The sequence below is a fragment of the Zarconia sp. genome (assembly GCF_057467645.1).
The window spans coordinates 1-22,314 of record NZ_JBRJXU010000176.1 but is presented as its reverse complement, the minus strand read 5'-3'; the positions used below and the strand labels follow the sequence as shown (position 1 = coordinate 22,314).

The window sequence follows — 22,314 nt, the reverse complement described above, 5'->3', positions numbered from 1 at the left end:
CTACGCTTAGCTATACCGTTAATGGGATTTCGATCCACCCATGGCAATGTGCTTCAAACTCACCTGTTCGAGCAATTCCATCGCATCCTCCGCACTCAAGGGTTGACTGACGGAATATCCCTGGATTTCCTCGCATTTGAGGTGACTGAGTAATTCTCGCTGGTCGTCGGTTTCCACCCCTTCGGCGACCACGCTCAAATCGAGACCGCGTCCCAAGGCCAAAATGGCATGGACGATCGCGATATCCGTCGAACTGGTATTGAGTTCCCGAATAAAAGCACGATCGATTTTAATCTTATTAAACGGAAACTTCTTCAGATAGCTCAAAGAAGCGTAGCCGATGCCAAAATCATCCAGGGTAATCCGCACCCCCATATTTTGCAGTTTCCGCAGGATGCCGCAGGTCAAATCCACATCTTGCAAGGCGGTGGTTTCCGTAATTTCTAACTCGAGAAAATGGGGTTGGAGTTGAGTTTTCTCCAAAACTTGCACCACCATATCCACTAAATTGAGTTGTTTGAACTGCCGCGCCGAAAGATTAACGGCCATACAAATTGACGGTAAACCGCGAGACTGCCATTTTTTATTTTGGGTGCAAGCTGTTTGCAAAACCCACTGCCCGATTTGCACCATCAAACCCATTTCCTCCGCCAGGGGAATAAAAGTTTGGGGGGAAATCAACCCCAACTCGGGATGCTGCCAATAGGTAAGGGCTTCCATGCCGGTAATCTTGCCGGTTTGGGTATTGACTTGCGGTTGGTAGTAGATAGCGAACTCTTGATTTTCCAGGGCTTGATGCAAGCTATTGCGCAGAATTAACGATTCCGACGCCTCCGAACTCATCGCCGGTTGGTAGAGTTGGTAGTTATTGCGCCCCTTATCTTTTGCCCGATACAGGGCGACATCGGCGTGTTTGGTGAGGGTTTCCGCATCCTCGCCATCGTCGGGATAGATGGCAATACCGATACTGCTCGATACGCGCAACTGATGGTTGTCGATCTGAAATGCCGGTTGCAGTGTCGCGAGCAATCTCTGGGAGATTTGAATCACATCTTCGGGTCCGTGAATATCCGGCAGCAGTAAGATAAACTCGTCTCCTCCCCAACGGGCGATGGTATCGCAATCTCTCAGACAAGCGGCCAATCGTTTGGCCATTTGTTGCAGGAGGCTATCGCCGACGGGGTGACCCAAGGTGTCGTTAATCAGTTTGAAGCGATCGAGATCGAGAAACATCACCGCCAATCGGTGACCGTGCTGTCGCGCGTCTTCTAATGCTCGGGGTAGTTGGAGATCGAAGAGCATTCGATTGGGCAACCCGGTGAGCAAATCGTGGGAGGCTTGATGGCGCATCTCCGTTTCCGATCGATAGCGTTGCAGCGCGCCTCCCAGGGTGGCGGAAATCGCCTGGAGGATGGATTCTTCATTACTCGACCACTGACGCTCTTGCTGGCAATCCCCAAAGCCGATAAAGCCCCAAAATTGGCGATCGAGATAAATGGGAACCATCAAGATCGAAACAATACCATCGTTGTCGAGAACGCACCGTTCCGCTTCCGGTAGGTCTCGGGTCAGACCGCTCACCAAATTCCCCGTTTCCAGGGTTTGATACCATCGAGCTAGGGTGGTGGGATTTTCGGCAGACTGGGTCTTTTTTCCCGTTCGAGGTCCCGACTCCCTCACGCAGTTGCTAACCCATTCAAACTGCTTGTGCATGGTACAAGCATCGGAGGTAGATTCGGTTTCGGCTTCGCAGATATAAACCCGATCGACGTTAGCGGCCATCCCCAATGCTGCCAGGGCTTTGTTGGCGGCCACCTGGTAATCTGGTTCGGAAATTAAGTAGTTCATCGCCTCGGCGACTCCCCGCAGCAGGCGATCGCATTGCTGCACCTCCGCTTCGGCTTGCTTGCGCAGGGTAATATCCTCGACGGTTCCCTCGTATCGCAACACCCGACCGCGCGTATCCCGGATGGCGCGGGCATTTTCGTTCACCCAAATGATACTGCCATCTTTGCGATACACTTGCAATTCAAACCCCCACACGCGATCGTTTTCGTGGAGAAGCTGGGTAAATTCCGTTCGCCGTTCGGGGTTAACGTACAGTTGCCCGGCGATATCGCGAACGGTTTCGAGTAACTCGTCGGCCGAATTGTAGCCGTAAATGCGAGCCAGCATGGGATTTGCCGCCAAGAACTGACCTTGGGGAGTGCTTTGAAAGATCCCCTCAACGGCATTTTCAAAAATCTGGCGGTATTTGGATTCTGCTTGCCGCAGGGCGATTTCCGTTTGCTTGTGCTGGAGGAGCAGTCCCAAGCGATCGGCGATCGTCTCGACGAGGGTCACTACTTGTCGATCGGGTTGGCGAGGGGCCAGCAGGAAAAAGACCACCACCCCCAAGATCCGATCTTCGGCGATAATCGGGATGCCAAAACCGGCTTTGAGTCCGCATCGAGCGGCCGCCTCCGCCCGCAAGAACCGGGTTTGGGGCTGGTAGGAAACATCTTGATTCCACTCGGGTCGTTTCGATAACCAAACCCGTCCGGGCAGTCCGGTGCCCCGCGAAAAGGTCATCGATGCCGTTCGATCTCGAAAGGCTTGCAGGGTGCCGTGGCGATCGTACCAGGCTCGAGAGCATTCGAGCACCGAATCGTCGGCGTTGGGCATCCAGATTTCGCCATAATCCCAACCCGTCGCGTCGCACACTTGCTTAAGTACGGCGGTGAGGGTGGTTTCGAGATCGGGAGAGTTGTTAATATGAGTTTGGCTCGGATGCAAGGCGGCAGAAATCGAGCGCAGTAGTCGGGTTTCAACTGTCAAACGCTGTTCCTGGCAGCGATCTTCGCAAATCCCGACGATGTGGGAAACAATACCGTTGGTTTCAATAACAGGAGAAAGAGTCATCAGTATGCGATCGTAGTTTTCACTCGTACGAAGGGAAATGGGGCGACGAATCGTTTGTCGCTGGTGATAGCACTCCTGAAGACAATCGTTGAAAATACGGGCCACGTTTGGATTCAGACAATCTTGCAAGCGCAACGATCGATTCTCGAATGGCTCCACTTGCAGCATTTTCCTGAAGGCTGGGTTGGTGGCAATCGGGAAAAATGTGACCTGTTCGGAAGAGTTGGTGATGGCTGTTTCGACTGCGACAACGAACATCCCATTGGGATTGTGCTCCGAGATCGCCTGTAATGGGGCTTGATGCTCGCTCAAAAACTGCCATATGGGTTTATGTTGAGCTACCATGTTCTTTTCGATTAGCTGATTCCCCACGCTGCTTGCATTCAATGTCGGTGACCCGAGATTCAAGAAAGTTCCGTGATATTACGTAGAATATCGTGGATATTACTTAGATTAAACGATTTTCACAAAGAAGTCGTACGAAAAAACACTTAATTTAACACCTTGTTCAAGTGTAACGTGCAAGTTGACGCAGACTGAAACCCCTGTAAACCAATCGAACCCAATTTTTCGAGGTCAACTTGCTTAAATCCTTTAAACTATCCTTTTTCCGCTTCCAGCTCAAGACGAACGACACCACCAACCCATCCTCTTTGCACGCTTTGCAACCGATCGGGCTCGAGGAGGCTCGCCCTCGGAGGCTCCGTTGGGTTAAATTTTTTGAATGAGTCGATCTGCTCAGCCAGTTCTCTGGCTCTCTGGCGGCGAACAAATCGACTTACAATGAAAGACGATTGCGCCCGCTCGAGTAATTGACAAAATGCTAAGTTTGTGCATTATCGCCAAAGATGAAGAAGCCACCTTGGGGCGATGTTTGAATAGCGCGACGGGGGTGGTGGATGAAATGGTGGTACTGGATACGGGATCGGGCGATCGCACCCTCGAGATTGCTCGCGAGTGTGGGGCGATCGTCGGTGAGTTTGCCTGGAACGATGACTTTGCCGCTGCCCGCAATGCCGCCCTCGAATACGTGACGGGGGACTGGGTTCTGGTACTCGATGCCGATGAAACCCTGGTGCCGGAAATTGTGCCCCAACTGAAAAAAGCGATCGCCGCTGAAGATTGCCTTTCAATCAACCTATTACGTCGGGAAGTGGGTGCATCCCAATCTCCCTACTCGTCGGTTTCGCGCCTGTTTCGCCGCCACGAAGCCGTCTACTTTACCCGACCCTATCACGCGATCGTCGATGACAGCATCGAAATTCTGTTGCAACGGGAACCGCAATGGCAGGTGCGGCAGTTGGAGGGGGTGGCGATTCTCCACGATGGCTACCAAGCCGGTACGATTGCCAGCAAGCAGAAAAGCGATCGAGCCAGAACGGCGATGGAGAGCTACCTCGCCAAACATCCCCAAGATGGCTACGTACTCAGTAAGTTGGGGGCGCTGTATGTTTGGCAGGGTCAGCTTCAGGTGGGTATCGAACTGCTCGAACGGGGACTGAAAGTCAACCCTGCGCTTCCAATTCTCTACGAACTACACTACCATCTCGGTATCGCCCGCACTCGGCAAAATCAGCAAGATCGCGCAAAAATTCACTATCAAACGGCGATCGCGATCGAAATTCCCCCAGTCCTGAAAATCGGGGCGTACAATAATTTCGGCAATTTACTCGAAGCAGAGGGGAACCTTGCAGAAGCGGCTAAAACCTATCGCAGGGTTTTGCAAATCGATCCCACCTTGGCGATCGCTCAGTACAATCTGGGACTCACCCTTAAAGCCATGGGGAAATTTCGCGAGGCGATCGCCGCTTACCAACAAGCCATCGATCTCGATCCCACCTACGCCGAAGCCTATCAAAATTTGGGGGTCGTTCTGCTGAAAACGGGTCAGGCGATCGCCTCTCGGACTGCGTTCCAAAAAGCGATCGCCCTGTACGAACAACGCCAGTCTCCCGTTGCCGAACAACTGCGCCGAGGCTTGAAAGATTTGGGATTGGGATGAACCGCTCGGTTTTAGTATTTGAGAGTTGGGTCTGTCTATTTTCCCGCAGACCTTTTAGCGATTGGTCATCGCAATCAAAATTTTGGGATTCAACCAGCCACAAAACTGCGAGTACGTGGGATGATTGAGAAAATCGGCAATTTTTAAATTGAGGGGAGAATCGGGACCGATAAGCAATCCATTGTATTCGATCTCATCAATTTGAAAAAAGGGCTGAAATAGACTCCGATAAGCTGATTTTCGTCCCAAACCGATCGCCCCCCATTCATTACGATCCAATAAACACATTAAAAATAGAGCGGGGTTGAGAATATTCGGTTCGAAAATAATCAGTTTCCCATTCGGTTTTAGCACTCGTTTCATTTCCGAAATAGTTTCAGCGAGGTGGTAAATGTGATGAATGGCATCCACCATTAAAATGGTATCAAATTCACCATCGGGAAACGGCAGTTCTTCTGATTTTGCCAGGCAGACATGGGTGTTGCTTAACTCAAATCGATCTATGGTTTCTCGACTATCTCGAATAAATTCTGGGGAAATATCCACTCCCACCAATTTGCGGCATCGCCGAGCCACAATGGGTAGGAACAAACCGGAACCGCAGCCAATATCGATGACTTTATCGGAGGATTTGAGGAAAGGTGAGATTTTCTGGGTAAAATATTCCTCGATCGAGACTGAGGTGACAGACTTTTCGCTGTTGAAGCGTTGCGACTTTCCCCAAATATGCTCTTGATAGCGATCGTTCTCGGCTAAGGTTTGATAGAATTCTCGCGTTTCTTGAATTTGAGGCGGACGAAAAATTGTCATGGCACGCAATTAACCCTCGAATTGTCTATAAATAATGAGTATTTTTACTCTCAGTTTAGTCCGATACTTTTATCTTCTACAATAAAACGAATTCCCTGTCAACTCTGATTTTGAGAGGTCTGATTCTTGGTGTTCCATCGAATGCAATTTTGGCGATCGCCCACGACTGTTTTCACAACAATTGCGAGTCTTTTTGGCATTCTTTTAATCTTCATTATTCCTCCCTTTCAATCTCCCGATGAATACCAGCACTTTTACCGAGCGTTTCAAATTTCTGAAGGTCGAATTATTGCCGAGTATCAAAAAGGAAATTGTTACGGGTATAGCAATTATTTTCCCGAACGTCCTTGTGCGGGAGGAACTCTACCCAAAAGTTTGCTAACCACAGTCCGAACGGCATCGAAAGAAGATTTACGATTTCGTCCGGAACGAAAACAAAATGTTAGCGATATCTTGAAAATTATTGATTTATCCTTAAATCCAGAAGAGCGCGTTTTTATTAAGTTTCCGACTATCGTTCTTTATTCTCCGATTCCCTATCTTCCACAAATTATAGGGATTGCAACGGCAAGATTTTTCCAACTGTCTCCTCTGGCGATGATGTATGTCGGACGATTCTTTAATTTACTATTTTGGCTAGTTGTTGGATATAGTAGTATCCGCCTATCACCAATCTTTAAATGGGGATTTGTGGGGTTACTGTTAATGCCAATGTCTATCTTTCAATCCGCATCGCTCTCGGCAGATGTATTTGCGATCGGGATTTCTTTTCTCTGGCTGGCTTTTTGTTTGTACTGTGCGTTTGTCCCCGAAACACTAAGCTGGAAATTAAAAATACCGTTATTTATCTTGCCCCTTTCGATCGCCCTCACGAAACAAGCTTATCTTCCCTTAGTCTTTTTATATTGGCTGATTCCCCACTCGAAATTGGGTAATCTTCAAAAATATATCGTAATTTTTATTTCTATATTATCGACTTGCATCATTTTTAGCTTGACTTGGTATAAATTTGCGAGTCAGGTGTACGTTCCGTTATTTGATGATGTCTCTCTTGCCGGACAGTTATCATTCTTAAGCAAAAATCCGTTTTATCTCTTGCAAGTTATTGCTAATAGCATTGCTACATTTGGTAGTTCTTATATTGAAGAATTTGTCGGAAAGCTGGGATGGCTGGATACTCGCTTACCTATGCCAGCGATTATTTCCTACCCATTTTTTATCATGTTTTTAGCAATGGGAAGTGGCGATCGCCCGTTTTCTCTTTCCTGGAGACAAAAAATTATCTCTGCGGCGATCTCCATCGCCAATTTTTGCTTAATTATCACCTTATTCTACTTAACCTTAACCCCGGTGGGTGCCGATAAGGTGATTTATATTCAAGGTCGATATTTAATTCCCCTTTCACCATTATTATTTCTGTGCTTAACCAATTCTCAATTCAATTGGATGGGAAGAAAACTAAAAATCTATGCAATTGCTTACCTCTTAGTCATCGAAATAATATTGATAATTTCTTTAACGAATCGCTATTATTTTTAATTAAATCTTTAAGTTTTGAAAAAAATAAAGTGATATAATACCGCAAGTTTAGCCTATGCGAAATTGATTCATGAAAGTTATTCCCACAGAAATTCCCGACGTGGTGATTATTGAGCCTCAAGTATTTGGAGACGATCGGGGATTTTTCTATGAAAGCTTCAATCAAAAAGTCTTTACAGAAAAAACTGGCGTTACGGAAACTTTCGTTCAAGATAATCACTCGAAATCCGTGCGTGGCGTATTGAGAGGATTGCACTATCAAATTCAACAAGCCCAGGGTAAACTCGTGCGCGCTTGCGAGGGGGAAGTCTTCGATGTGGCCGTTGATATTCGCAAAAGCTCACCCTATTTCGGGCAGTGGGTTGGATGTTTGCTCAGTGCCGAAAATAAGCGGCAATTTTGGGTTCCTGCTGGATTTGCCCACGGCTTCGTCGTCCTTTCAGAAACGGCAGAATTTCTCTACAAAACCACCGATTACTACGCCAAAGAACACGAACGGGCAATCGCCTGGAACGATCCGGATTTAGCCATCGATTGGCATCTTAATGGAATCGAACCGATGCTCTCGGCAAAAGATAAAGCTGCCTCATCTTTTAAAGATGCCGAAGTCTTTGCCTAGCCCAGAAAACATTCGCCAAATAATTTCATGAGTCGCATATTAATTACCGGCATTAACGGTCAGTTAGGTCACGAGTTACAGCAGGTTTTATCCCCCGACGAAACCCTCGACATTATCGGTTTGGGGCGCGATCGCCTCGATTTAAGCCAATCTGACGGGATTCGCGAGGCGATCGCCGAAATGAAGCCCGATGTCGTCGTCAACTGCGCCGCCTACACCGCTGTGGACAAAGCCGAAAGCGAAACCGAACTCGCCCATCAAATCAACGGCATCGCCCCTGGTGTCCTCGCCGAAGAAACCCACAAACTCGGGGCAACCCTCATCCACATCTCCACGGACTACGTCTTTGACGGCACCCAAAGCCATCCTTACCTCGAAACCGACCCAACCCAACCCATCGGGGCCTACGGACAGTCGAAACTCGCCGGAGAGGAAGCCGTCCGCGGGGCCACACCCCAACACGTCATTCTGCGGACTGCCTGGGTCTATGGTGCGGGGGGAACTGGGAACTTCGCCAAAACCATGCTCAGACTGGGGGGCGATCGTCCGGAACTGCGGGTGGTCGCCGACCAAATCGGGACCCCTAGCTGGACGGGAGATATCGCCCGCGCCATTGCCGGTGTTATCGCCCAACATCGGGATGTGTCCGGAACCTACCACTTTACCAATAGCGGCGCGGCCAGTTGGTACGATTTCGCCGTGGCGATTTTCGAGGAAGCCAAACCCCTCGGCTTCCCGGTGAAACTCGATCGGGTGCTTCCCATCACCACCGCTGACTATCCCACTCCCGCCAAGCGTCCGGCTTACTCCGTCCTCGCCACCCAAAAAATTGCCGAAGTTTTGGGCGCGCCACCTCCCCATTGGCGATCGGGATTGCGGCAGATGTTGGCAGATTTGAAATCTCGGATGTAATTGATGTTTCGAGAGGGTTCGCGCCGGCGCGACCCTTTCAATCTATTTTGGACTTCAGTTCGTCGGTCGATCGCTGAATGCTTCAAGCCTCAACCGTCATGCATTGAAGCGATCGATGAAAGCTCGTACCGCTATAAGTGCAGGGGACGCGAGGAAATTTTATTGGGGACGGAAAGTACTATAGGGGTCAACGGCCGTATAGCCTTCTCCCTCACCAGATGCTACGCAAACGGCATGGCTGCGCTAAAGCCCCTACAAGATTTACAAAGACTCAAACTGAATCTAAATCATCCTAATTGCTTTGCGCGCGAGCTATATCAGTTGTACAGACCGTTCGAGTACAAACCCAGTACCTCTGTCCCTTACCTAAAGAAGTGCGGGAGGCTGAAAGCTCCCGTGTTAAAACCTGGAGATGAAAGCGACGCGAGCGGTTTTAACCGCATTGAAAAGTGTCACAGGACAAACAAAGAGCCTAGGGCGTGTCATCAGTTAAATCTAGAAGCTTTTCAGGGTAGGCATTTTAAGGAGAGCGAACCCAAATCCCTCTGAAAGCTAAAACCCATGCCTAGTCGGGGATGTACGGCTAACGGATGACAGACCCTAGTATAATGTAGGTGCGTCATAAATCAAGCAGGGTATAGCCAAATGGCTGCTAGCCGCATGTCAGCGGGATAAAAAAGAGGCGTGAACCTGACCTTGTATCCGGGCAGTGGAGGGGTAGCGAAAACCCGCCTAAAACATAGCTAGAACGCATAACAGCGTCAAACCTAAAACGCGCGCGATACGTACAGTACCGTAGGGCATACGGGAACTGGGAGAGTAATCTCTAAAACGCTTGAGGAGACAAGCCCCTCTGGTGCAAACACTTTTCTGCAAGAGAAGGGTTAGTAGTAAGGGTTGTCGTAGAACCAAGAATCCCCCATATTTTAAGTGGGGGAGTGTCAAAAAGACCCGTGACGCATCACGACATTGCCCCCACTGATGATGACACCGATTCGGGCATTGGGAGAACTCACAATTTTTGAGAGTAACGCAGCCGTTCCTAAGGCTCCGGTGGGTTCGACGACGATTTTCATCCGTTCCCACAGAAACAACATTGCTTCTTCAATCGCCGCTTCAGGCACGGTGACCATATCGGCAACGTAGTGGAGGATGAGGGGAAATGTAATCGTTCCCAAATAGGGGGTACGCGCTCCATCGGCGATCGTTTTGGGGTTATCGATGCGATGCAGAACTTGGGTGTGGAACGATCGCGTCGCATCGTCTGCGTGTTGTGGTTCTACCCCAATCGTGCGACAGTTGGGAGATAGAGCATTCGCCGAGATCGCACATCCGGAGAGCAACCCGCCTCCGCCGCAACAAACCAGGAGTAAATCAAGTTCCCCCACATCTTCGATCAGCTCTTTTGCGGTCGTTCCCTGACCGGCGATGACGTGGGGATGGTTATAGGGGGGTATAAGCGTCAAATTGCGCTCTCGGGCAATTTCACCTCCCAGGGTTTCTCTGATGGCCCGCGCGCGATCGTAGAGAATCACTTCGGCCCCGTAACCCCGCGTGGCGTCAATTTTCACCTGGGGGGCATCTTCGGGCATGATAATGGTGGTGGGAATTCCCAAAAGTTGACCGGCCCGGGCGATGGCTTGGGCGTGGTTACCGGAAGAATAGGTCAGGACTCCCCGCTTTTGACATTCGGGGGAAAGTTGCGATAAGGCATTGTACGCTCCCCGAAACTTAAACGAACCCACCCGTTGGAAATTTTCACATTTGAAGTAGACCTGGCTACCGGTGATGCGATCGAGTGTCGTTGAGGTAAGGACGGGGGTTCGATGGGCGACTCCCGACAATCGCAAAGCCGCTGCTTCGATATCGCCATACTCAACGGCGAGGTGGGTGCGATCGAAATCGATCTCGGGAATCGGATATGCGGTACTCATTTAAGTCATCTCAAATTTGATTAAACCCCCGAATCTCTACCATCGGGGAAAATCGTCTCATCCCAATTCACATTTTCTAGGTTTGCCTGGTGTAGGTTCGTTCCGCGCAGATTCGTCCGACTCAAGTTGGCGTTTCTGAGATTGGCTTTGGTCAGATTAACCCAGCGACAGTAAGCTTCAAAAAGATTCGCCTCGCTCAAATCGGCTCGAAACAAATACGCCCCGTTCAAATATGCTTGGGTCAGGTTTGCTCGATTGAAGTTAGCTCGGGGAAGGTAGGCTTCGACGAGGTCGGCACGGTAGAGATTCGCCCCGTTCAAGTTGGCATCGATGGCGTGAGTCGAGCGGAGATTGGCTTCGCTGAGGTTGCTGCGATCGAGCTGCACGCCGCACAGATCGGCATTTTGAAGGTTCGCCGCTCGCAAATTGGTACCGATGAGGTTCGCATCACACAGATCGGCATCTTGAAGATCGACCCCTCTCAAATCCGTACCGATGAGATTCGCCCCGTGCAAATCGATTCCCCGCAGATCGACATCTACCAGAGTTGTCACGCTCAAATCCGGTTGAATCTCCGGGTAGCGCGTTCTCCAAGCCGCCCATCGATCGACTCCTTGTTTGAGTTGGGCGAGATGTTCGACATTGACCATTGAAATATTTGCGAGATTGGGGTGAGCGAGATGCGATCGGGAGGCACAGTGGTTGCCTCGACCCTTATCTTATCGGTCAAGATGCCAAGACAAAACCCCCGATCGCTCCTTTTTCATCCTCTCTGATTCCTGGTTGCCAAACAACTTACGCAACCGAGGGTAGGGTATGCTCTGCGAGCACCGCTTGATAATATTGACGCAATTGTGCCGTCGCGGCCGTCCAGCCCCAGCGTTCTGCTTCTTGACGGGCGTTCTGACGCAGGGTTTCGCGGGTCTCTCCCCCCGCTAGCAGGCGCTGGGTGGCTTCGATCGCCCCATGGGGAGATTCGGGATCGAAAAGATAGCCGTTGACCCCATCCTCGACGATATCGGTAATACCGCCAGTCCCCGCTGCAACCACCGGACACCCGGCAGCCATGGCTTCGAGAAGTACCAGTCCGAGGGTTTCCGTACGGGAGGGGAAGAGGAAGGCATCGGCTGAGGCAAAGGCAGAGGCGAGTTCGAGACCCTGGAGATAGCCGACGAAATGGGTGGGGGTACCGGCAAAATGCTCTTCTAGTGCTTGGCGGTGGGGACCATCTCCCACCAAAGCGAGGCGGGCGTTGGGAATGGCTTCGAGGACGGGTCGAATTTGTTCGATTTCCTTTTCTGGGGATAAACGACCGACGTACAGCAACAAAGGTGCGTCGGTATGACCCAGGGAGAGGCGCGATCGCATCTTCTGACTGACCAAGTGCGGTTGGAACATCTCCGTATCTACCCCCCGCTGCCACAAGTCAGTCCGCTCGATGCCGTGGTCTGTCAGTTCTTTGACCATTGCCGTGGAGGTGCAAAGGTTGAGTTGGGCTTGATTGTGGATCGATCGCAGCAAACCCCACAAGACCTCCTCAAACATTCCTAATCCATAATGCTGGAGGTATTGAGGCAAATGAGTGTGGTAGGAGGCGATTAACGGCAGTTTGAGAGCATTGGCGTAGTAGAGTCCCCCCAAACCCAACATCGCAGGATTGACGATGTGAATCAAATCCGGTTGAAAATCTTCTAGTACCGGGCGCAAGGTCGGACGCGGTACCGCTAGCTTCAGTTCCGGATAGAGGGGGAGGGGAAAGCCCGAAACACCGTGTACTTTTGCGCCTTTGTATTCAGTAATGCCACCTTCGGGGGCAATGACTAAAACGCGATCTCCTGCCCGTTGTAACTGCTCGACGGTGTGGCGGAGGCGGGTAACGATACCATCAACTTTGGGCAAAAAGGTTTCTGTAAATAAGGCGATACGCATAGATGTTTTCTGTCGGGGATCGATACGATCGATAGATTAAAGGGTAAGGTGACGAACTTTCATGTCACAATATCATGTTTGGGACGTAGAGAATCAAAAATTAGCGACCGGAAACCTCGCTCCCTCGATCCTTATCCTTCCCTTTACCTATGCTTAATTTGCGATCGGATCGAACTCCCAGATTGGGGCAAATTCGATGTCAGCATTCAGCGATCGGTCGTCAGCTTTGAGCTCGGATTCGATCGCTGAGAAAGCTTTGACGATGTGGAACTTTGACGATTTGAAATTTTAGGGGCAGGGCTCGAACCTGCGTCCAGCCGGTCCAAGAGCCGACCGCTCTACCACTGAGCTACCCTACATGCTATTTTAGCGTATCGTTTTGACCTTGCAATCGTTGATGGTGCTCTTGCAACGCGATCTGATGAATGTCACCGCTCTTGGAGATCGCAGGTTTAGTTGTTTGACCCGAAAAGTAACCCGACTCTCGCAAAACTTTAGCCAGCATCGGATTGGCCACGGAAACACCATGGACTAATTCCGGGGTGGGTGTAAACGCAACGGGTTGTCCTGACGGACGAGGAACCGTCCATCCTTTTTGAGCGGGATCGACATCGTGTTGCCAGCACGCCAATTCGATGGTTTCCAGATTACAGGATGCTTTACCCGCTAAAACTTCCCAAGGCAATGGCAGTTCGTTCCAAACCGCTGTATCGGGGTCGAGTTTGCTCCCGGAACGATAATGCCATGCCACCACATCCGCAGCCATCAGACGCAGCACTTTCCCAAAACAAATAGTCTGAAGGACGTCCTCCGTTCCCATGGCATAAAGTAAGGAAATCCAGTTATTTCTGGCTTTATTCCAAGCACTGGCGGTGTTATTCCAAGTACTCGAATCGTTGCCGCGACAGACGACCATTGTCGATCGATTAATGTCAGAGTCCTCCCAAACTTCGCCGAGGAGTTGACCGATTTCTTCGAGAATTCCGAACCACTGTCCGAGGAGTTTTCCTTTCTGAAAATTACTCAAGTGGGCTAAAACCTCTTGGGTAGGATAAACATGAGCGATCGCCCACCAATTTGTTTTTTTCCGATGCCGACAGCGTTGGAATAAGAAATCGGCAATTTCATCGTAGGGACACTGCTGACCGTAAATGGTAAACTCACTTCGCCGGTTCGCTCGGGCGACGTAGTAGGCAATAAAACAAGCCGCGTTCGGATCTTTGGAAAAATTCTCCCGCGACAGGGTATGGGCGAGTCCCGACTTGCCAATTTTTGTAAACTTTAGTTTTTTTAACTCGCGAACGAGCTTCTCGAGCTTGGCTTCCATCCGAGTGAGATGGCGGAAAAGCTTGTTGTAACGGCGTTTGGAAATATCCATTCCCAATTCGTGCCGCGCCTGACGATTTAAGCGATCGGTTTTAAAATCGTTGCCACCGAAGGATTTGTGAATTTCTTGACTGATGTGACGGATAAACTTTTCCACCGCTTCGGGGCGATCGCAGGTTTGCTCATCTAGAGAATATGCAGTGGTGAAGAGTTCCGTCGCCTTATTAACTTGACGTTGCAAACCAACAGGGGCAGAAAAATCTTCCAACATTGAGGTGTAATGGTAGACATGTTGCCTCAAAGAACCTTTTGCAGCTTTTTGTAAAGTGGCTTGCTCGGTCTCGTTAAACTTGTTCTTGAATTGTTCGAGGATCGCATCGGCAACATCTTCAGGTCGCTTGCGTTCGTTGAGAGAGCAGTACAGCCAGTTGATGCGATCGCTTTTAGTCATCTCATTTACCTCTTTTAGCTCCAAAAAAACCGAGCCAACCCTTCGCCCACGATCGTATCGCAACCGCCAGAGAGATCGGGAGGTTGAAACTGGGGGGGCAGGGGTAGCAGTACGGTTCCGTCAGGCTTTGGGTATTAGAAGCGATCGAAAACTTTCAAAGTCCCCGTCACTCACCTGGTAACTGCTATATGATAGGTATTTTGAAAATGGGGAAGCAATCGTGAAAGCTGTGGTGTTGCTATCTGGAGGACTCGATTCCTCAACGGTACTGTATCAAGCCGCATCTGAGGGCGACGAGTGTTACGCTCTTTCTTTCGATTACCAACAGCGACACCGACGGGAACTCGATGCGGCCCATGCGATCGCCCAATCGGCTGGAGTTGTCGAACACCAAGTCGTGAATTTCGATCTGACTCGCTGGGGCGGTTCTGCTCTCACCGATAATGCATTAGAGATTCCGAGCGATCGCACCCTGAGCGAAATGTCCGATCGCATCCCCATTACCTACGTTCCCGCCCGAAACACCATCTTTCTCAGTTTTGCCCTCGCCTATGCCGAAGCCATCGACGCACGGCGGGTTTATATCGGCGTCAATGCCCTGGACTACTCGGGCTATCCCGACTGCCGTCCGGACTACATCGCGGCAATGCAGGACGTGTTCCGCCTGGGGACAAAACAGGGAAGAGAGGGAGAAGAAATTGCGATCGTCAGCCCCCTCATCGATCTCAAAAAAACAGAAATTATCCAATTGGGGAACGAGCTAGGGGTTCCTTGGGAGAAAACTTGGTCTTGTTACGCCGGAGAAGAACTCGCCTGCGGGGTGTGCGATTCCTGTCTGTTGCGGCTAGCAGCGTTTGCCGAGTTGGGACTCAAAGATCCGATCGCCTATCGCTAAGATCGAGTTGGGTGGAGTATACAGACGGTCTTGTTTGACTGGAGTTTAGACAAATCGATGAGTGGGGCACTGTGAATCCGGCCGGTTCTTTTAGGTAGGGTTGAGCATGGGCATCTGGTGGGAAAATTTGGAGTTAACCGCTCACTCGTGTCTTAGAGCGGGGTCGCGAGTCGCTCTTTTTCACTGTGGGAAATCGTGGACGAGGGGTTCTCCCTCGACCTGTAGGCCACCCAGGAGATTTTCCTCGGAGTTTGGGCAGCAGTGCTGGTGTGCGTCGGTTGACCAAAATGGAAGCGAAGGCGTTAGCTACCCGTCCTGGGCAATAATACGATCTCACCGAACATCCAGTCATTTTTGAGATGAACTCTTCTCAACATTTCTACCAGTGGCGCACGCCCCCTCGAACCCACTCAACACTACTCGTCGAGATACTTTACTTTCGCGGAAGTTCGAGCACTTTCAAGCCGTCCTCCGAGCTAGGTAATTATTTCTGCCGCGCTGCACTAGAGCCGATCGAGTAAAGGTGCCGCTTGTAAAAGAGTTTGAGTATAAGAATGTTGAGGTGTATTAAAAATATCAAAAGTGTTTCCCATTTCCACAATTTTTCCGCAATTCATCACCGCAATTCGATCGCAGAAAAAACGTGCCACCCACAAATCGTGGGTAATAAACAAATAGGTGAGGTTAAACTCCTGTTTGAGCGCTAACATCAAGTCGAGAATTTGCGTTTGCACGTTGGCATCGAGCATACTCACCGGTTCGTCGCAAATCACCAACTGAGGACGAGTAATCAGCGATCGGGCGATCGCCACCCGTTGCTGCTGTCCCCCGGAAAGTTGGGCTGGGTAGCGCTGGTAAAAGTCTTCCACGGGAGTTAATCCGACTCGCGCGAGCATTTCTTCAACTTGGGTTTTCGCCGCCGTTGCCGTGGCCAAGTTATGAACGAACAGGGGATCGGCAATATTCTGTCCCACCGTCATCATCGGATTCAAACAGGCGTGGGGGTCTTGAAATACCATCTGCATTTGCCGCCGTTCCCGGCGAATTTCTCGGGGCGATCGCCCAGTTAGATTTTCCCCTAAAAATTCCACCGTTCCCCCCGTGGGACGCAAGAGTTGCAGGATCGTACGCGAAAGGGTACTTTTGCCGCATCCCGACTCTCCCACCAATCCCAACGTTTCGCCGGGGTAGAGTTCCAGCGACACCCCATCCACCGCTCGAATCGACCGATCTTCCTGGGAAAATAAGCGTTCGATGGGGTTGGACTCGATCGTGAAATGCTGTTGCAAATCTTGAGTTCGCAGCAAGGGGGCAGCCGTTGGGGATGGTTGGGGTATCGAGTTCTCGCTGGCCGCTTGGAGGTGTAGCGCGGCTTCTAAGAGGGATTGGGTGTATTCGTGTTGGGGATGCTTGAGAACCGCTTCCACCGGTCCGGTTTCCACCACTTTTCCACCATACATCACCGCAATCCGATCGCAATATTCCCCCACCATCGCCAAATCGTGGGAAATCAGCAACAGTGCCAAATCTCGATCGCGACACAGCCGCGTCAACTCCTGCAAAATTTGCGCCGAGACCGTCACATCCAAACTCGTCGTCGGTTCGTCGGCAACAATTAATTTCGGATCGACAAGTAACGCCAGGGCGATTGCCACTCGTTGCCGCATCCCGCCGCTAAACTCGTGAGGATATTGCGTCCAGCGATTGGCGGGAATATTGACGGCTTCTAAAGTTTCGATCGCCTTTTGTTTGGCTTGTTTGCGGGTCAGTTGCGGTTGGTGGGCTTGTAGGGTTTCGATACAATGTTCCCCGATCGTCATCAGCGGATCGAGTCGCGTCATCGGATCTTGAAAAATCAGCGCCACCACCTCCCCCCGAAACTTTCGCAACTGGGTCGGATTCAAGTCAAACACCGACTCTCCGCGAAACGTCACCCGCCCTTCCACTTGCGTCGATTCCGGCAGCAACCGCATCGCCGCCCGCCCCAGGGTAGATTTGCCGCATCCGGACTCTCCCACCAATCCCAGTCGTTCCCCCGGTTCCAGCCGCAGGGAGACCCCATCGACTGCCCGATCGCTCGCACCGGGATAGGTAATTCGCAAATTCTCGATGTCAAAGAGCGGATATTGGAAAGGATTGGAGTCGTTTTGTGTCACTGTTTTTTATCAATTACCCGGTTGGGGCGAAGCCATTGAGGAATACCCCATCGCAAAGATTGTACCAATCCAAATACGCAGGTCTTCGATCGCGATCGGGTATTTCTCAAAAAGGGCAAGAGTGCCATTCGACAATGGGTCAGTTGCAACGTTCTTTCTCCTCTCCCATTTCCCCCCCTGCTCCCCTTTCTCCCCCTGCTCTCCTTATGGCGGCACTACTCCGCTTTATTAAATTGTTGCATCAAATAAGCCACGCCAAAATCCCCGTTTGGATGAGCTTTGAGGGCATCGGCTAAGTCAAAAATCTTCTGGGCGAGGTCGGAACCCAGTTTATCGATCGTGGCTTCTCGCTGTCGATCGCTTTGTTGTCGTTCTCGGACGAGCGCCTGCCATTCCCCGGAGAAGAGTGCGTCGAGTCGGGTATGCAACCCCAGCATTTGCAACGCTTCCCATTCTCCCCGATCGCACCAAATCCCACCGCACTTACCGCAACGTTCGACAAAAAACGGCTTTTGCGTCATCACTTTGGCGCGGGTGAGATAGTGCCCGCATTCGGGACACAGTGCGGCTTTAAGGTCTTCGGCCGCTGGCTCGAATTCCAGTGTCGTCAACCGTTGTGCCACTGAGGCAGAATCCGAGGCGGCTGGTGCTTGATTTTCCAGCCAAGCTTGATAGTCGGCTTCACCGATCCACTGCCCTTCGGTGGTGGGACAGTACTTAACCGCCAGACCTCCATCGAGGGTGCGATCGACTAAGGTTGAATTTTTATCTTTGGGACATCTCACAATTGATCTTCAGCTCCTTACCCCGACGGATAAAACGATGTGGGAACGGCATCCCCGTTCGCGAGCGATGGTGCCCATTGACCGGCAAACTGCCATCGGTCCGATCGCTTACTCGCCGGAAACACCCAATAGCACATCACAGTAGCGTACCAGAGTCGAGAGCCGATCGCGCAACTGCCTTTTTCGCTGCTCTACAGTCGCCGCCTGCCGGGCCGATCCCAAAAACATCGCATCGGTCGCCAGCAGCCGCAGTTGCTTGTGCAATTCTGTATTGTAGGACTGAGTGCGAGTCAAGTCAGCCCTGTCGAGTTGGGCAAAGGGCAACGATAGAACTTGTTGGTTAAAGAAACTTTGCAGTTGGGTAATTTCCGTCTTCAGTTCCCCTCCTGCCATCCCATTGGCTTCCACCGATGTGGATAGTTGAGTCAAGGTTTGTTTGAGTTGAGTGTAGCGTTCTTGAAAATCTGCTGGTAGCATCGCGTTCGGTTCTCCTTATCCCCACGCCTGAAAACAACTTGATACAATTGAAGCTAGGAGCAACCGATAAGTCTAGTCCAGACCTGTAAAACAAAAGACGTTTATATGTTCGCGATCTTAGCAACAATCGATCTTCCGAGTGTAAATCCGTATTTGGCTGCATTGCCCCTCGATGCCCTCTTCTCCACTCAGGGAATCATGGTGATGCTGCTGGCAGCTTATGGTGTGGCGATGTGGATGTTTTTAACCAGTGCCCCCAAAGTCTATACGGTGATGGTATCGGATTTGGAAGTCGCGCGGCAGTTGTATGAAGGGATGTTCGAACTCCCAGCGGCCGAGGTTCCCCTGCATTATTATTACAATTACGAGCAAACTCTGGGTTCGACGGGCATCGATCCGCTTTACATGTCCGCCGATTTAAGTGCCACAGCCCCGAGAGCAAACGATATTCCCGAAGGTCTGTGGTATCAGCTTAAAAAGAATACTCAACTGCATATTATTTCCGGCGCGAGTACGGGAAGCAACGATCGCAACCGTCACGTTTGTTTCGATCGCGAATGTCTCGAAGAAGTGTTGATGCGGGCGCAAATCCAAGGCACGAAATACAAGATTCGCCGGGACAAACCGTTAAACTTTTTACTCAAAGATTTGCAGGGACGGACGATCGAAATGTCTGAAGTCTCTAACTAGATTCGTTAGCTCGATCGATTTTTCAAGGAACCCTTATTTTGATGAAATAGGGGTTTCTTTTTGTCTGTTGCGAGCCGCTCGTAATGGGATATGGGTACTTTATAGCTAAGCGCAGGGTGCTTAAGACATTCAATATGGTACGAAGATACCGTAGGGGTCAACGGCCGTTGACCCCTACAGTCTTTGCGTTACTAAATCGACTGTCCTAAGTCCTCCGTGCTTGGCTATATCTAATAATAGACCTCTGGTGAAAATAAAAATTGATGGCAATTTGCATCTTGAAATCATCAATTCTTACCCCTGTTCCCTGTTACCCATTCCCCATTCCCTATTCCGGTGTTCCCCACCTTCACCGGATACAACAATCCCGCACCTGACGTTAAAAACAGTAAACCCGATCGCCCTAAACTCAAGGCGATCGGGTGGTTGAGAGAGCGAGGCTTGTTTGCAGAGATCGGCTTAGTGCCGATCGCAGACTCTAGGTTTTACACTAGGTCGATCGCACCACTATAGGTCGCGGCTTCGAATTCATCGAGGTCGATGGTCTGATTGAGAATGTTAAAGCCTTGATTCACCGAGCCAAGTTTAAAGGTATCCTCAAAAGCACTAAACTTCACTTTGTCCTTGAAGAAACCGGCATTAATGTCGGCGCGACCTTTGAGTAAACCGAGATCCAAGGTCAAATCGCCAACGAGAAGATCCATTTTCGTGTTCAGTTCGGGATTGACCAAGGCAAAATCGATATAGTAATCTAATTTGCCATTCCTGTTGCCATCGCTACCAACCTGGACATCAGCGAATTGACCGGTTAACTCATCGAAGCTGCCCGTCCCGTGTCGGGTATATCCCCCCGATCCGTTTTCAACATAGAGCGTTCCGGTAATATCATCAAAGGTTAGTTCGTATTTCGCTTTCAGATTAATCTCGCCGCCGAGTCCTAAATCTAAGAGATTCCAGGCGACTTTGGACGAACCAAATTTTTTCTCGTCTTGCCAGTACTTAGCAATTTTATGGAGAGTTGGATTGGCCGTTTTCTTAAAGAGATAAACCAAGGTATCGTCGATCAACAAATTGGTTTCGACGAGGGTCGAGGTTTTGGTACCCGAAATCGAGTATCCACTCGATGCCGCTCCCTCCACATCCAAGTTGGGTGACTTGAATTTAAAATCGGCAAAGTTAAAATCTTCGTAGTCCTTGGGTTCGAGGTCGTTAGCTTTCGCATCTCCCAACTCTTTAGCCTTGTTTGGGTCTTCTATTGGGTCTTCTACCTTGTTTGGGTCTTTTACCTTGCCTGGATTGTCACTGACACCAAAAGTCTTACCCAACTCTAAGGTTCGGGAATCAAAGGTTTGATTCGTCGAGAAATTGATGTCCGTTCCTAGAAAATCAGCCAGGTCGATCTCAGCTTTGCCAACGCCGTAATCGACCTCAATGCCTCCCCCGAGATAAAACTCGAAATCCAAATCTAGACCGGCTTTCACGTAGGGGGTGGTTGTGTTGAATGTTGCATCTGGATTGAGTTGGACGGCTGCCCCAAGATCGATCGTCTCTCCCACGGAGGCTTGCTCGGGAACATCCACTAACAAATTGAAGGGCAGATCGGCGGTAATCGTACCGGGTTCCAATTCAAAACCCGCCTCGAAACCAAAGTCAAATGCAGCGCCGCCGAAGACTTTCACCGGTCCCACTTTGGTGGATTTCGTGAAGTCTTCGCTGAACCCTCCTAAATCGAAATTTTTAGAAATGGACGGAATGTTCCAAAGATTCTGGGACTCGAGTTTAAACTCAAGGGTTCCATCGCTGGGGGGATTGGCAAAGAACAAAACCCGACCGTTGCCATTACCCGTTCCAACAGCCAAATCTAGATAGCCATCGTTATTGATGTCCCCAAATGCCGGGGTCGATTCGTCACCAATATCGACGAGTTCAAATGGATTATCGCCACCCGTCTGATGAACGAAGTTGCCCAAATTGGTACTGCCATTCCCTTTGTAGTAGCGGATTTTGCCATTGTCTACCCCCGTAACAATATCCAATTTCCCGTCGTAGTCGATATCGACCAAGGTGGGACTGGGACGACGATCGTAACTCCCGGTTCCTAATTCTTTCGTTGAGGTGGCTGAACTGTTAAAGGACCCATCGTTTTTTTGGTGATAAAGGTAAAGCTGACCGGGATCGCCAGTATTTTTCTTCTTGTTGTTGCGTCCTAGGAGGAGGTCGATGCGACCGTCTCCGTTCACATCGCCGAGGGCAGCCGTTGTTTTTTTGCCTTCTAGATCGATGTCGCTAAAGGGATTATTGGCATTGTTCTGTTCCCGGAAGGTGCCATTATTATTCTTGAAATAACGGATTTTATTGTCGTTACCCAAGACCATATCGAGATCGCCATCGCCATCCACATCGCCAAAGGCTGGGGAGGGATAGGACGAACCGACATTTGAGAGGCTAATGCTACCACCCGAGGTATTTTGGAGCGGTAATAAACCATTGGCGCTAGAGAACTTACCCTCGCCATCATTTTCGTAGACCCGGAGTGCCCCCGAACCGCTGTTAAAATGCACCCCGAAAACAGCGTCTAAGTCGCCATCTTTTGTTATTACCCCCCTCACTGGCATTGGTATTGGAAAAACGGGTGTTGTCGTTCCTGTGACCGATGCCGATGTCTCCATCATGGACGGGCAAAGTTGTAAATCCGGTGTCCACTTCACCCATTTTCTGGTTATTGACGTAGCCAGTGAGATTGCCATGATCGAAGACCAACACAACGTGGTAGGTGGTATCGGCATCGATGCCGTAATCGAGCCATTCTCCGGCATTATTTGCCCATGCACCGAGGTTGAGGCGATCGCCATCGAGGAAAATATTTAAACCGTTCGTGCTTCCTCCTT

General features: G+C 50.3%; 17 protein-coding genes and 1 tRNA gene. 6 read left to right on the top strand and 12 right to left on the bottom strand.

The window, feature by feature from the left end; genetic code table 11:
- Positions 1-18: 18 nt before the first annotated feature.
- The gene (locus AC2215_RS26205) at positions 19-3,246 is read right to left on the bottom strand and encodes an EAL domain-containing protein (protein ID WP_486812981.1); all 3,228 of its coding nucleotides are present in this window, start codon (positions 3,244-3,246) and stop codon (positions 19-21) included.
- A gap of 475 nt (positions 3,247-3,721) precedes the next feature.
- On the opposite strand from AC2215_RS26205, the gene AC2215_RS26200 reads away from it, so the two are divergent.
- On the top strand, positions 3,722-4,903 hold the full coding sequence (locus AC2215_RS26200) for a glycosyltransferase family 2 protein (RefSeq protein WP_486812980.1): 1,182 nt from the start codon (positions 3,722-3,724) through the stop codon (positions 4,901-4,903).
- Between the two features lie 54 nt (positions 4,904-4,957).
- On the opposite strand, the gene AC2215_RS26195 is transcribed toward AC2215_RS26200, so the two are convergent.
- Positions 4,958-5,713 (bottom strand): class I SAM-dependent methyltransferase, encoded by a 756-nt coding sequence (locus AC2215_RS26195; protein WP_486812979.1) that lies wholly within the window; start codon positions 5,711-5,713, stop codon positions 4,958-4,960.
- Positions 5,714-5,854: 141 nt separating this feature from the next.
- Between AC2215_RS26195 and AC2215_RS26190 the strand changes: the two genes are divergently transcribed.
- From AC2215_RS26190 to rfbD, 3 genes are all read left to right on the top strand, one after another.
- Positions 5,855-7,252 (top strand): DUF2142 domain-containing protein, encoded by a 1,398-nt coding sequence (locus tag AC2215_RS26190; RefSeq protein ID WP_486812978.1) that lies wholly within the window; start codon positions 5,855-5,857, stop codon positions 7,250-7,252.
- 70 nt (positions 7,253-7,322) lie between these two features.
- Entirely contained in the window at positions 7,323-7,871 is a 549-nt protein-coding gene (rfbC, locus tag AC2215_RS26185; RefSeq protein WP_486812977.1) for a dTDP-4-dehydrorhamnose 3,5-epimerase, read from the top strand.
- A gap of 27 nt (positions 7,872-7,898) precedes the next feature.
- Positions 7,899-8,783, top strand: a complete 885-nt coding sequence (gene rfbD, locus AC2215_RS26180) for a dTDP-4-dehydrorhamnose reductase (protein ID WP_486812976.1) — start codon at positions 7,899-7,901, stop codon at positions 8,781-8,783.
- 941 nt (positions 8,784-9,724) lie between these two features.
- On the opposite strand, the gene AC2215_RS26175 is transcribed toward rfbD, so the two are convergent.
- From AC2215_RS26175 to AC2215_RS26155, 5 genes are all read right to left on the bottom strand, one after another.
- Positions 9,725-10,717, bottom strand: coding sequence for a threo-3-hydroxy-L-aspartate ammonia-lyase (locus tag AC2215_RS26175; protein ID WP_486812975.1), 993 nt, complete (start codon positions 10,715-10,717; stop codon positions 9,725-9,727).
- A gap of 20 nt (positions 10,718-10,737) precedes the next feature.
- Positions 10,738-11,367: a pentapeptide repeat-containing protein gene (locus AC2215_RS26170; protein ID WP_486812974.1), complete on the bottom strand. Its 630-nt coding sequence runs from the start codon at positions 11,365-11,367 to the stop codon at positions 10,738-10,740.
- 145 nt (positions 11,368-11,512) lie between these two features.
- Positions 11,513-12,646: a glycosyltransferase family 4 protein gene (locus AC2215_RS26165; RefSeq protein ID WP_486812973.1), complete on the bottom strand. Its 1,134-nt coding sequence runs from the start codon at positions 12,644-12,646 to the stop codon at positions 11,513-11,515.
- Positions 12,647-12,932: 286 nt separating this feature from the next.
- A tRNA-Lys gene (locus AC2215_RS26160) sits at positions 12,933-13,005 on the bottom strand.
- A gap of 2 nt (positions 13,006-13,007) precedes the next feature.
- Entirely contained in the window at positions 13,008-14,423 is a 1,416-nt protein-coding gene (locus AC2215_RS26155) for a hypothetical protein (RefSeq protein WP_486812972.1), read from the bottom strand.
- Between the two features lie 220 nt (positions 14,424-14,643).
- On the opposite strand from AC2215_RS26155, the gene queC reads away from it, so the two are divergent.
- Positions 14,644-15,318: a 7-cyano-7-deazaguanine synthase QueC gene (queC, locus tag AC2215_RS26150; protein ID WP_486812971.1), complete on the top strand. Its 675-nt coding sequence runs from the start codon at positions 14,644-14,646 to the stop codon at positions 15,316-15,318.
- A 503-nt stretch (positions 15,319-15,821) separates the two neighbouring features.
- Here the strand turns inward: queC and AC2215_RS26145 are convergent.
- From AC2215_RS26145 to patD, 3 genes are all read right to left on the bottom strand, one after another.
- On the bottom strand, positions 15,822-17,474 hold the full coding sequence (locus tag AC2215_RS26145) for a dipeptide ABC transporter ATP-binding protein (RefSeq protein WP_486812970.1): 1,653 nt from the start codon (positions 17,472-17,474) through the stop codon (positions 15,822-15,824).
- 215 nt (positions 17,475-17,689) lie between these two features.
- Positions 17,690-18,259 (bottom strand): zf-TFIIB domain-containing protein, encoded by a 570-nt coding sequence (locus tag AC2215_RS26140; protein ID WP_486812969.1) that lies wholly within the window; start codon positions 18,257-18,259, stop codon positions 17,690-17,692.
- A gap of 108 nt (positions 18,260-18,367) precedes the next feature.
- The gene (gene patD / locus AC2215_RS26135; protein ID WP_486812968.1) at positions 18,368-18,736 is read right to left on the bottom strand and encodes a heterocyst frequency control protein PatD; all 369 of its coding nucleotides are present in this window, start codon (positions 18,734-18,736) and stop codon (positions 18,368-18,370) included.
- A gap of 105 nt (positions 18,737-18,841) precedes the next feature.
- Between patD and AC2215_RS26130 the strand changes: the two genes are divergently transcribed.
- Positions 18,842-19,426 carry a VOC family protein gene (locus AC2215_RS26130; RefSeq protein WP_486812967.1) on the top strand — a complete coding sequence of 195 codons (585 nt, stop codon included), beginning with the start codon at positions 18,842-18,844 and terminating at the stop codon, positions 19,424-19,426.
- 485 nt (positions 19,427-19,911) lie between these two features.
- Here the strand turns inward: AC2215_RS26130 and AC2215_RS26125 are convergent, their stop codons facing one another.
- The gene (locus AC2215_RS26125; RefSeq protein ID WP_486812966.1) at positions 19,912-21,987 is read right to left on the bottom strand and encodes an FG-GAP repeat domain-containing protein; all 2,076 of its coding nucleotides are present in this window, start codon (positions 21,985-21,987) and stop codon (positions 19,912-19,914) included.
- Positions 21,977-22,314: hypothetical protein (locus AC2215_RS26120; RefSeq protein ID WP_486812965.1), on the bottom strand; the 338-nt coding region annotated here is incomplete at its 5' end. The genes AC2215_RS26120 and AC2215_RS26125, both read right to left, overlap by 11 nt.

Coding starts and splice junctions, on each gene's coding strand:
- rfbD (WP_486812976.1), top strand. CDS start 7,899: ATGAGTCGCATATTAATTACCGGCATTAACGGTCAGTTAGGTCACGAG.
- AC2215_RS26175 (WP_486812975.1), bottom strand. CDS start 10,717: ATGAGTACCGCATATCCGATTCCCGAGATCGATTTCGATCGCACCCAC.
- AC2215_RS26165 (WP_486812973.1), bottom strand. CDS start 12,646: ATGCGTATCGCCTTATTTACAGAAACCTTTTTGCCCAAAGTTGATGGT.
- AC2215_RS26170 (WP_486812974.1), bottom strand. CDS start 11,367: ATGGTCAATGTCGAACATCTCGCCCAACTCAAACAAGGAGTCGATCGA.
- AC2215_RS26195 (WP_486812979.1), bottom strand. CDS start 5,713: ATGACAATTTTTCGTCCGCCTCAAATTCAAGAAACGCGAGAATTCTAT.
- AC2215_RS26190 (WP_486812978.1), top strand. CDS start 5,855: ATGCAATTTTGGCGATCGCCCACGACTGTTTTCACAACAATTGCGAGT.
- rfbC (WP_486812977.1), top strand. CDS start 7,323: ATGAAAGTTATTCCCACAGAAATTCCCGACGTGGTGATTATTGAGCCT.
- AC2215_RS26155 (WP_486812972.1), bottom strand. CDS start 14,423: ATGACTAAAAGCGATCGCATCAACTGGCTGTACTGCTCTCTCAACGAA.
- patD (WP_486812968.1), bottom strand. CDS start 18,736: ATGCTACCAGCAGATTTTCAAGAACGCTACACTCAACTCAAACAAACC.
- AC2215_RS26130 (WP_486812967.1), top strand. CDS start 18,842: ATGTTCGCGATCTTAGCAACAATCGATCTTCCGAGTGTAAATCCGTAT.
- AC2215_RS26205 (WP_486812981.1), bottom strand. CDS start 3,246: ATGGTAGCTCAACATAAACCCATATGGCAGTTTTTGAGCGAGCATCAA.
- AC2215_RS26200 (WP_486812980.1), top strand. CDS start 3,722: ATGCTAAGTTTGTGCATTATCGCCAAAGATGAAGAAGCCACCTTGGGG.